Raw genomic sequence first — 11,008 nt, forward strand, 5'->3', positions numbered from 1 at the left:
CCCATTGTCCGAATGCGTCCCTCTTCGACGAACTTTTCAACCCACAAAATAGCAACAGATAAAACCTTGTACAATAAAACCGACTATGCTAAAATAAAGGAAAATTTCAGGGGCAAAGCAGTTTGCCCCTTGTTTTACGTTTAAAGAAAGGACACTCCCTATGTTTCACATAATCCCGGACAACTTTTTTGTCCCCCTGTCCTCCCCCAACCGGATCGTATACTGGGAATGCATCAGCCGTCTTTTTTCCATCATGGAACACCAGCTCTCCTTCGGTGTAGAAAGAGAAGTGCTGGTAGACGAGCTGGAATTCTATTTTGACCAGGAAAATGCAGCCCAGCTGGTGGAAGAAGAATTCCAGGCAAACGACAGCCGAAGCCGGGCAAACGGCATTCTGCGCCGCCTGGAATACTACGGCTGGATTGAAGTGGAAACCGACAAAAGCTACGTGCAGCGCGTAAACTTCGAAGAATACGCGGTCAAAATAATCAAAACCCTCCTGGACATCGCAGACGGCAAACAGATCGAATACCAGGGCTACATTTACACCATTTATAGCCTGGTAAAAGGCACCATGGACAAGCCAGGTATCGTGCTCATGCAGATCTGGGAAAACACAGACTACCTGATCACAGGCCTGAAAAACCTGAACTCCAACATCAAACACTACATCGATGATCTCACCCGGCACAGCACAGTTGCCCAGATCATGGACGCCCTGTTTAACGACTACATCACCAACATTGTGGACAAAGCCTACCACCGCCTGCTGACCTCCGACAATGTTTCCAAGTTCCGTCCGGAAATTATGGAACGTCTGGAAGAAAGAAGCCATAATGAAGAGTTTCTGGAAAAAGCATCTGCGGAAATTGCCACCATCCGTGAGGTATCCCTGGAAGACGGACGGGAGCTGACCTACCGCTACCTGCATGAAATTATAGAGGCTTTCCGTAATATGGATGACATTCTCCAGGAAATCAACCAGAAAAACACCCAGTACCAGCGCGCTGCCATAGGCCGCGCCAAGTTTCTCCTGGCAGGAAATGAGGATGTACGTGGCCAGCTGAAAGAAATCCTCATGGGGATCAATGAAGAGATCAACCGGGAAAACATGGATCTTGGCGGCATTTACCGCATTGATTTTCTGGATGATCTGGTACGCATTTACCAGTGCTCCATTCTGGAACAAAACTCCCTGTACCTGGCAGTAGAAGGAAAGAAAGAATTTGTCCCTGCCAGTCTGGATGAGGAAGCACCGGACGAAGAGCTTCGCCGGGAAAAAATGCGGAAAATGGCAGAAAAGATCCAACGGGTGATCAGTGTGGAAAAAATTCAGACCTACGTGGATCGTCAGCTGGAGGGCAAAGAAGAACTGGAAGCCAGCAAGCTTCCCCTTAATAATGAAGACGATTTTATCAAATTGATCTATGTGCGCCTTTTCGGTCAGCGCAAGAACATGGGATATACAATAGAGACACTGGAAGAACGGGAAGTAAATGGTTACCGTTTCAAAGATTTTCGGATACGGAGGAAAGAGAATGGAATATCTGGAAGGAATGCTGCAAAAAGAAAAGGATAATTTCGGCAGAGTCTGTAACCGCCTTCTGGGAACCTGTTTTTTGTGCAAAGGAAACCAGAATACCAGGGCAGATTATTATTTTGTGCTGAAATACCGCAAAGAATTTAAAGAATACCTGGGTGTTCTTGGCTATCGTCTTGAGATAAATGAAGAATATGGAGTGATCCAGCTGACAAGTCCAAGAGGAATCAACCGGATGAACCTGAAGCTTTACGACTCCATTATCCTGCTGATCCTACGGATCCTTTACGACGAAAAGAAGCGTGAACTTTCCGCAATAGAAGAGGTTATTGTGAACCTGGGCGACATTCAGGACAAGTTTATCAGCCTGAAGATCCGTGACAAAATCATAGACAAAACCACCATGCGAAACGCCCTGAGCCTGTTCCGCAGATACCAGATCGTGGAGCTTCTGGACCGGGATATGGGGGATGAAGAATCCCGTGTCCTGATCTACGGTTCCATTTTGATGGCGGTACGTGCAGAAGACATTAAGGCAGCTTATGAGAAGCTGGAGACATACAGAAAGGGAAAGAACGAAAGCGATGAAGAAACTGACGAGGATGAAGCTGATTAACTGGCACAGGTTCAATAACTGTACCATAGAGTTTGGAGATTCCACTCTTTTATCCGGTGAAAACGGCGCTGGAAAATCCACTCTTCTGGACGCAATCCAGTTTGTGGTCATTTGTTCCACCGGCTATTTTAACAAGGCTGCCCACGAGAACGGCAAGCGAAAGCTGACTGGTTATATCCGCTGCAAAACCGGAAAAGAGAACCAGCCTTACGAGCGTACCGGTGAGATCAGCGCTCATGTTGCCCTGGAATTTTATGAGGAAAGCAAGGATAAATATTTTATTATTGGTGCGGTTGTGGACTCTGCTTCTGAGGGACAGGAGACCACAGTGCGCTATCTGATGGAGAATACCAGAATCTCAGATGACCTTTTCCTGTATGGGAACCAGGTGAAATCCATCGCAGAGTTCCGTGGCTCCAACATGGATATCCGCCAGTGGTGCAAGACCAATGTAGAAGCCCGTAAAATGGTCACAGCAAGGCTTGGAAGAATCGAAGATAAGTTCTTCCGCCTGATTCCAAAGGCCCTTGCATTTAAGCCAATTGACGATATTAAGGACTTCGTTTACTCTTATGTTCTGGACGAAAAAGAGGTTAATATTGACGTTCTCCGGGAGAATGTACGCACCTATCAGGATATGGAACGTACACTTGAGAATGTAAAAAAGAGAATGAAAAAGCTGGAGCATATCCAGGCTCTTTACCAGCGCGTACAGGAGCATATGGAGAAAGAACGGATGTACGGATATTTTCTGAAACGCAGCGAACTGGACCTGGTAGAAAGCCAGATCAGAAGCAATGAGGCTGCAAAAAAGAGCGAGGAAATCCGTCTTTCCCAGGCGAAAGTTCAGCTGGAAATGCTTGAAAAAGAGCGGGGAGAAAAGCAGGAAATCGCAACGAATATCCGGGTGGAATTGCGTCATAATCAGGAATTTGTAGCACTGGAGGAAGAGAAAAAAGAGCTGAAAAGACTTCAGGATAAGCGCCAGAGCGCTATGGCTGAGGAGGCTGAACTGAAGAAAAGTGTGGCCAAGGCGGCACGGGATTGCGAAAGCTTATGGAAGGCTATGGGAACAGAGAGCACTTCTGGATATTCTGCCGCAGCTTCTATGGGAACAAGTCAGCCTGCAAATGCAGAAAATGGCATCAGCATGGATTCTGCTTCCTGTATCCGCGAATACCGGAAACAGCTTCAGACCCTGGATGGTGATGTGAATATAGCTGAAATAAAGAGCCTTACCGATGAGGTGATCCACTTCAAACAAAAACGCTATGGAGAGCTTCAGGAGGAGCAGGCACAGCTGAAGATCCAGCTGAACCAAAATCATACTGAGCGAGAAAAATTAAGCAAAAAGATCAATAAGCTGAAGCGTAAAAAGCTGACTTATCCATCTGGGGTAGAGCTTCTTGTGGACTCTGTACAGGAAGAGTTTGCCGCTCTTGGAAGAGAAATCCAGCCTGGAGTACTCTGTGAAATGCTGGAGCTCCAGAATGAAGAATGGCGAAATGCAGTGGAAGGCTATCTAAATACACAGCGTTTTTACGTGCTTGTGGAACCAGAGAATTTCGACATTGCACTTGGTATTTACGACCGCTTAAGAAGAGAGAAAAAGGTCTACGGAGTGGGTCTGATCAACACAAAAGATCTGGAAAAATACAATACCGCACCTGCTGGAACCCTGGCAGAGGTAGTCACTGCCCAGAATAAATATGCCCGCCAGTACAGCAATATGATCCTTGGAAAAGTGCAGATGTGTGAGCGCTACGAGGATCTGAAAAAGTATCCTATTTCCATTACGAAGGGCTGTATGCGCTACCAGAACCGTGTGGCAAGTGCCATCAAACCAGATGTGTTCCGGGTTCCGTTTATTGGCAAAAATGCTTTTACCGTACAGCTGGTACAGGCTGAGGAGGAGTTCCAGAAGCTATGCGAAACAATGGAAAACCAGGAGAAGCAGCTGGCTGGTATGAAAGAGATCCTGGGGCTTCTTTCTACCGAATGTGATGTGGATATTAAGTACCGCCTGGATGTGATCAGTACCCTTCGCATGGTAAATAGATCCATTGAAAAATGTCAGGAAAATATTCAAAAACTAAAAGAAAACTCCACCCTGATCCAGAAACAGGTTCAGCTGGAAGAGCTGGAAAAGGTGCTTAGAGGTTTGGATTCCACCATCAATTCTGATAGAGAAAAAATCGGAGGAATGCGCACCCGGATCCAGGATCTTGTTGCCGGAAAACAGACACTTCTGGAAAAACAGCTGTCAGAAAAAAGAGAGGTAACCGCTCTTGGCGCAGCAGAAAAAGACCATTTAAATACCTGGAACCAGGAATATGAGAAAGCACTGGGTGGAAAAACCATTGAACAGTTCCAGAGTGAGTATTTTTATAAGCAGCCCTCTAATAAGAGAAAATACAACAGTGACAGATGCCAGAATGCCAAAGATGATATGGTAAATGCCATGGTAGAATATAAGACGGAGCACGATTTTGGCGCAGCTGCCAGTCTGGATGGTTTCCCGGAATTTGAGGCTGTGTATGAACGGCTGAAAAACTCTGAACTGCTTGATTATGAAGAGAAAGTGCAATCTGCCCGGGAAGCTGCAGAGACTGAGTTCCATGAGCAGTTCCTGGCAAAATTGCAGGAGAATATGAAGCTTGCCCAGGGTGAATTTAAGGAACTGAACAAGGCGTTAAAGGGTATTGATTTCAGCAGTGAACGCTATGAATTCCAGTTTATGCCAAGCAAAAAATACCGCAATTATTATGAGATGATCATGGATGATTTCAATGTAACACAGGGCGAATCCCTGTTCTCCGGAATCTTCCATGAGGCCCATAAGGACGTGATCGAGGAGCTGTTTGAGCAGCTTTCGGTAAGCGGAGACAACAGTGCACAGGCCCTTGACGAGTTTACAGATTACCGTACCTACATGGATTATGATATTAAGATCATACACAATGATGGCACCTATTCTTATTATTCCAAGGTATGTGAGGAGAAGAGCGGCGGCGAGACACAGACCCCATTTTATGTGACTGTGGCAGCTTCTTTTGTGCAGCTTTACAGCAACAATATTGGGGGCGAGGCAGCAGGTCTGGTGTTGTTTGATGAGGCCTTTAATAACATGGATGATGAAAGGATCGGCGGTGTTCTGGAGTTCCTGAGACGTCTTCCGCTTCAGCTGATCATTGCTGCTCCGCCGGATAAGATCCAGTATATTGGCCCTTCTATGGATGAGATCATGCTGGTAATGACCGACCAGAAGCGGAGCTATGTGGAGGAATATCACAATGCAGTATGACCAGCTGCTATTAAAAAATCTGCTGGATTCTTACGAAAAAAGTCTGCTTTCTTCTGGGAAAAATAAAGTTCAGATCCACGTTTCCATGACTTTTTCCAGAAGAAATCTGCCGGAATATTTTGATGAAAGCTCTATGGTTTATGAGCAGATCCATGTGGCAGCAGAGGATATGGAACGGCGCGGTTTTCTGAAAATCCAGTGGAAAAAAGGTAGACCAGGGACGATCATCGAGAAGGTGATCCTGAATGAAGAGGCGGTGGGAAAGGTGTATCAGTATCTCCACCGGACGCCGAAAGCGGTTAATGAAGAGCGGACGTTGAGGGGGTTACAGGAATATATAGAAGAATATGGGAAGAAACAATGCACTGGAAATCCCAGCAATCAATACGATGGAGATGGTCAAAACTGTGGAAATGCAAATCTGATAAGTGAGGATGCCGAAGCAGCTGGAGAAAATGAAAATGGGATTATAGCGGAGTTTGTCAAATATCTTCTCGGGCGTATGAAGGATGGAAAATCGGTAAAAGAATACATTGACATTGCGGATTCCACTCAGACAGGGGAACTTCTTGATACCCTGTGTTCGATTGAACAGAATAAAAAGCCTGTATATATCCGTGAATTTTCCATAGATCATCTTGGCGATTCCAAGAAATTTGAAAATATGATTGGCCTGATTGGGAAAATTTTGCGCAGATTTGGTCCTGGATATGAAGACATGGACGTGTATGAAATTCTGGCAGAATATCAGATTTATCATACTCCAAACTATGTATATTTGAAAGGCTGTGGCTGCCTGGTACAGAAGGAGCAGAAGACAGGTGCGGACGGTATATTCCTGAAAAGGGGGCTGGACGCCGAACCCTTTGAGCTATGCGGTGATGGCACTGAAAACAGACCGCAGAATACTTCCGGATTTCAGATTGATCTTGCAGCTTTACGGCAGGGAATTGGAATTTCTGGAGAGGATATTAATACTCTGGTGCTGACAAATATTTCCAATGTGAAAAGGATAATCACCATAGAAAACCTAACTACATTTTACCGCTGGAGCGAACCAGAGAGCATTCTGATCTATCTTGGCGGCTACCATGACCAGGTGCGGCGCAGGCTTTTGAAGATGATTTATAAGCAGCTTCCCCAGGCAGAATATCTTCATTTTGGAGACATTGACGTGGGTGGATTTGAAATCTACCTGGACCTTTGCAGGAAAACAAATATCCCATTTCAGTTGTACCACATGGGAATCCCCGAGCTTAAAAAGTACGAAAAGTACAGCAAAAAGCTGACGGAAAATGACAATAAGCGCCTGGATAAAATGCTGGAAAAATTGTGGGAAAATCCTGAAATTAACAGTTGCGAACAGATAGCTGAGGTATTAAAATATATGAAAATAACACAGCTGAAGCTGGAACAGGAATGCCAGCATGTTTAATAAGAATGCTTCTTGGTGAGTAGAGTTCACAACAGTCTTCTATGAGCACAGCTGCAAAAAAAGGAGGTACCATATATGACAACATTGGAAATTCTGGACCGTCTGCAGGGTGATGCAATGAAAGATGGTGAACTTCGAAGAAAGCTTTTGGCAACCCGTTTGGAAAAGGATCCTCTCACTGTTTTTTGCAGATTATGCAGGGAGCTTGGCTATGAATTGTATGAAATGGACCTGGTATCCGCTGGAGAAGATTTCTATGCCACCATGCGCCGCAGCACCAATGGCGGTGGGGAAAACTCCCCAAAGCTGGAAGGAGAAGATGACTTTTACGAGCTTCTTATGGCAAGCCTGGCGGCAACGGAGAAAGCAGAATAGAATTGGTTCCAGTTGACATTAACTATAAGTATTTTGGTAAACCAAAAGCATTGTGTAAAACATTATGTAAACTAAAAGGGCGACAGCTGAAAACCTAATTTCGTTGAAAATTAGAAGGAAATGTCTGTTATGGGCTGAAAAACAGGGAGTATGTATGGCTGAATTAACTGAATTACAGAGGCAGTTATTTGAATTACAAGATACAAAATACCGTGATTTCCACAGCAAATTAATGCCAGAAACAGATAAGGAAACAGTTATTGGAATTCGGGTTCCGGCTCTTCGGAAATTTGCAAAAGAATTCGGCAAAACTCCAGAAGCAGAAGTGTTTTTACAGCAGCTTCCACACTATTATTATGAGGAGAATAACCTTCATATGATGCTGATCACGGGAATAAAAGACTATTCGAAATGTATGGAAGAAGTACAAAGGTTCCTTCCCTATATTGACAACTGGGCTACCTGTGATTTTCCAGAGCCAAAGTGCTTTCGCAAGAACAAAGAGGCAGTATTAATAGAGGTGAAAAAGTGGATCAAATCCGCTGAAACCTACACCATCCGTTACGGAATTGGCATGCTTATGCGCCTTTTCCTGGACGAGGATTTTTCCCCAGAGTATCTTGAAATGGCAGCTGGCGTGCAGTCCCAGGAATATTATGTAAACATGATGACCGCCTGGTATTTTGCCACCGCGCTGGCCAAGCAGTGGGACACTGCAGTTCCCTATATTGAACAGCACAGACTGTCGGACTGGGTACATAGAAAGGCCATCCAGAAGGCGGTAGAAAGCTACCGGATCACGCCGGAACAGAAGGAGTATTTGAAAAGTTTCCGGCAAAATAGGATTTGATGATTTAGAGAGTGGGAAACGAAAAATGCCAGAATGAAGAGCTTTATTGTGAGGGTAAAGCAAATTTTATTCTGGCATTTTGTATTTATATAAGCAACGAGCCAAAGTTTATGCTTGCATGAGAGCCTGGTAATTGCTGTGGGCACAGTCAAAAATCGTACAGCGTGTTTTGCCTCGTTTACGCAGTAGGTGGATCAAAATCCATGTTTGCACGAGACCTTGCCGCCGGCTGCAAATTAGTGGAAGCTCTTCAGCCAGTTCACAAGAGAATCGTGCCAGATGTTGTCGTAAACAGTTTTCTTCATCTGGTCAGTTACCGGGCCGTTATTTGCCATTTTTGCAAGAATTCCGGCCTGGAGTTCTTCGACGGTCATGTCCTCTGGTGACTTGGACCAGTCTACAGTTACCTGGGAGTTCGCGGAGGCGGGGTCGGCTGAGACGGTAATATTAGCTGCTGTATTATCAGCTGCTTTTGGGGAAGCATTTACTGTGCTATCAGAGCTATTGGCAGTAGTTGCAACAGTCTCATTCATACTATTCGCCTTTTCAGCAGTTTCTTGAGCCTGGGAAGCTGGAGCTGCATTATGCTCTGCGACAGTAGCAGCAGTTTCTTCTTTTGCCTGGTCAGCTTTGGCTGTCTCGGTTGCTTTATCAACAGTTTCCGGCATTTTTGCATTCATCTCTACTGGCTTATACTCTGGCATATTTACGGCAGGAACCCAGATATTGCCACTGTTTCCGGCAACTGTTACATGAATCCGTCCATTTTCTACTGCTGCTTTTTCACCAGTCAGAGTACCTACATACTCCGCTGCATTTCCAGCAGCCAGATCCATAGAAGCGGCGTTGTCATCATTATTTACAGTGACGATCACCCGCACTCCATCCAGATCACGGGCAAAAGCGTACTGGCGGTTGGTGAGCATAAGCTCAGCGTAGCTTCCATAATTAAGTGCCGGAGTATTCTGGCGGACTTTTCCAAGGGCAGAAACAAGAGCTGTGCAAGGATTTTTCTCCACTGCGTCAGCATAATCAGCAAGATTCAGGGCAGGTCTTAAATTGTCATCAGAGGTTCTCTCCTTACGTCCCTCAATTCCAAACTCAGAACCATAATAAATGCTGGGAACACCCGGAAGCGTGTAAAGAAGCACATGAACCGGGGCAAAATGCGCCTTATTGGAAAGCTTGGTGTAAATACGCTCCACATCATGGTTGTCTACAAAATTATAAAGGTCAAGGTCGCCCATGTTCTGCAGGTATTTCACTGTATGTGCGATTTCGAAATAGTTGTGGTCATTGTGGCCGCTGTAAAGTGCTTTGTGAAGGGCATAATTGGTTACGCTGTGAAGAGTACTTCCATTTACCCAGCGGCTGTAATCGCCGTGGATCACCTCGCCCATCAGCCAGAAATCCGGCTTCACGTCCTCGGCAGTGCGGCGCAGCTGTTTCATAAAATCGAAGTCCAGAACGTCAGCTGCATCCAGGCGGATACCATCTACGTCAAATTCAGAAACCCAGAAACGGATCACGTCACAGATATAGTTCTGCACGTCCGGATTGCGCTGGTTTAATTTTACCAGAAGGTTATATCCACCCCAGTTTTCATAGGAAAAACCATCGTTGTATTCTGTGTTTCCCGAGAAGTTTACGTTACAGTACCAGTTTACATAAGGTGAATTCTGGCGCTTTTCCTGAATATCTTTGAATGCGAAAAAGTCACGTCCAGTGTGGTTGAATACACCATCAAAAATGACTTTGATCCCTTTCTCGTGGCAGGCTGCAACGAAGTTCTTCAGATCCTCGTTATCCCCCAGCCGGGAGTCAAGCTTCCTATAATCGGTAGTCTCATAACCGTGTCCCACGCTTTCAAATAAAGGACCAATATATAAAGCGGTGCACCCGATCTCCTTAATATGGTCGATCCATGGAAGAAGCGTATTCAGCCTGTGAACCGGCTCCCCATACTCATTCTGTTTCGGTGCACCAGTTAAACCCAATGGATAAATGTGATAAAAAACTGCCTCGTTATACCAACTCATGTCTAACACCTCTGTTGTTTGAAATTAATTTGTATGCTTAACGTCTTCTATAATAGCAGATTTTGGGAGTTTATTCTATATAAAAAATGTGATGAGGGGATTTGATATAATAATGGTAGATTAAACATTTACATATGGGGAGTACAATACAAAAGAGGCAGACCGGAATGAAAAATGAAAAATAAGAAATGGAAAATATTTCATGCTCTTGTTGGGGATTGCTATGACAATATGGTTTTGTTTAGTGAGGCGAGCTGAGTTTTAAATATGATCTGAAAATATAAACATTACGCTTCCGCAGGTGCTGCAAAAAAGTGTTTGCGGAGGCGTTCCTTTTTAAAGTGAAAATTGAAAAAATATGAACGAAAGTTTATGAATTAGTGGAAGAACTGGCAAAATATTTACCAGAAGAACTGAAGAAATGTTTTGGTTAAGTAGACTATTTAATTTCATATTATAGAAATGCTTTTGCATACACTGTAAAAACAGCGTCTTCGGAGGCGTTTCTTTTGAAAGAGTATATTGAGGAGCGGGCGGTTGAGATTGGAAATTACATTATTGAAACGAAAGCTACGGTGAGGCAGACAGCGAAGAAGTTTGGAATATCCAAGTCCACAGTGCACAAGGACGTTACAACGCGGCTGGCAAGTTTGAATCCAGCATTGGCAAGTCAGGCCAGAGCGGTGCTGGAGGTAAACAAATCGGAGAGGCATATCAGGGGTGGTCTGGCTACCAGGGAGAAGTATTTGCACCAGCATATGCTGGAAAACAACCTGCACAAAAAAATATAGAAGTTTTTGTAAAAAGTGCTTGACTTCTACTTGCGGCAGTGGTAATATAAACAAGCTG

The 11,008-nt window shown here is 44.6% G+C and carries 8 protein-coding genes; 7 read left to right on the forward strand and 1 reads right to left on the reverse strand.

Annotated features, from left to right (window positions below):
* The first annotated feature begins 160 nt into the window (after positions 1 to 160).
* The 6 genes from LIQ05_RS18650 to LIQ05_RS18675 all read left to right on the forward strand — a co-directional run bounded on the left by LIQ05_RS18650 (position 161) and on the right by LIQ05_RS18675 (position 8,120).
* On the forward strand, positions 161 to 1,579 hold the full coding sequence (locus LIQ05_RS18650; RefSeq protein ID WP_226822849.1) for a Wadjet anti-phage system protein JetA family protein: 1,419 nt from the start codon (positions 161 to 163) through the stop codon (positions 1,577 to 1,579).
* The gene (locus LIQ05_RS18655) at positions 1,539 to 2,156 is read left to right on the forward strand and encodes a DUF4194 domain-containing protein (protein WP_226822850.1); all 618 of its coding nucleotides are present in this window, start codon (positions 1,539 to 1,541) and stop codon (positions 2,154 to 2,156) included. The genes LIQ05_RS18650 and LIQ05_RS18655 overlap by 41 nt, the downstream gene beginning before the upstream one ends.
* Positions 2,125 to 5,460, forward strand: coding sequence for an ATP-binding protein (locus tag LIQ05_RS18660; RefSeq protein ID WP_226822851.1), 3,336 nt, complete (start codon positions 2,125 to 2,127; stop codon positions 5,458 to 5,460). The genes LIQ05_RS18655 and LIQ05_RS18660 overlap by 32 nt, the downstream gene beginning before the upstream one ends.
* Positions 5,450 to 6,895 (forward strand): Wadjet anti-phage system protein JetD domain-containing protein, encoded by a 1,446-nt coding sequence (locus LIQ05_RS18665; protein ID WP_226822852.1) that lies wholly within the window; start codon positions 5,450 to 5,452, stop codon positions 6,893 to 6,895. Before LIQ05_RS18660 ends, LIQ05_RS18665 begins: the two co-directional genes overlap by 11 nt.
* Before the next feature lie 75 nt (positions 6,896 to 6,970).
* Positions 6,971 to 7,270, forward strand: coding sequence for a hypothetical protein (locus tag LIQ05_RS18670; RefSeq protein ID WP_226822853.1), 300 nt, complete (start codon positions 6,971 to 6,973; stop codon positions 7,268 to 7,270).
* A 154-nt stretch (positions 7,271 to 7,424) separates the two neighbouring features.
* Positions 7,425 to 8,120: a DNA alkylation repair protein gene (locus LIQ05_RS18675; RefSeq protein WP_226822854.1), complete on the forward strand. Its 696-nt coding sequence runs from the start codon at positions 7,425 to 7,427 to the stop codon at positions 8,118 to 8,120.
* 236 nt (positions 8,121 to 8,356) lie between these two features.
* Here LIQ05_RS18675 and LIQ05_RS18680 read toward each other — a convergent pair whose 3' ends face one another.
* Entirely contained in the window at positions 8,357 to 10,159 is a 1,803-nt protein-coding gene (locus LIQ05_RS18680; protein WP_226822855.1) for an alpha-amylase family glycosyl hydrolase, read from the reverse strand.
* 509 nt (positions 10,160 to 10,668) lie between these two features.
* On the opposite strand from LIQ05_RS18680, the gene spoIIID reads away from it, so the two are divergent.
* A complete protein-coding gene (gene spoIIID / locus LIQ05_RS18685) occupies positions 10,669 to 10,950 on the forward strand; it encodes a sporulation transcriptional regulator SpoIIID (RefSeq protein WP_226822856.1) in 282 nt (93 codons plus the stop codon).
* The last annotated feature ends 58 nt before the right edge of the window (positions 10,951 to 11,008 follow it).

This window comes from Blautia glucerasea (assembly GCF_020537505.1).
Lineage (GTDB): Bacteria > Bacillota > Clostridia > Lachnospirales > Lachnospiraceae > Blautia_A.

Excerpts from the sequence above, each read along its gene's own strand:
- LIQ05_RS18650 (WP_226822849.1), top strand. The coding sequence starts at position 161 with ATGTTTCACATAATCCCGGACAACTTTTTTGTCCCCCTGTCCTCCCCC.
- LIQ05_RS18655 (WP_226822850.1), top strand. The coding sequence starts at position 1,539 with ATGGAATATCTGGAAGGAATGCTGCAAAAAGAAAAGGATAATTTCGGC.
- LIQ05_RS18660 (WP_226822851.1), top strand. The coding sequence starts at position 2,125 with ATGAAGAAACTGACGAGGATGAAGCTGATTAACTGGCACAGGTTCAAT.
- LIQ05_RS18665 (WP_226822852.1), top strand. The coding sequence starts at position 5,450 with ATGCAGTATGACCAGCTGCTATTAAAAAATCTGCTGGATTCTTACGAA.
- LIQ05_RS18670 (WP_226822853.1), top strand. The coding sequence starts at position 6,971 with ATGACAACATTGGAAATTCTGGACCGTCTGCAGGGTGATGCAATGAAA.
- LIQ05_RS18675 (WP_226822854.1), top strand. The coding sequence starts at position 7,425 with ATGGCTGAATTAACTGAATTACAGAGGCAGTTATTTGAATTACAAGAT.
- LIQ05_RS18680 (WP_226822855.1), bottom strand. The coding sequence starts at position 10,159 with ATGAGTTGGTATAACGAGGCAGTTTTTTATCACATTTATCCATTGGGT.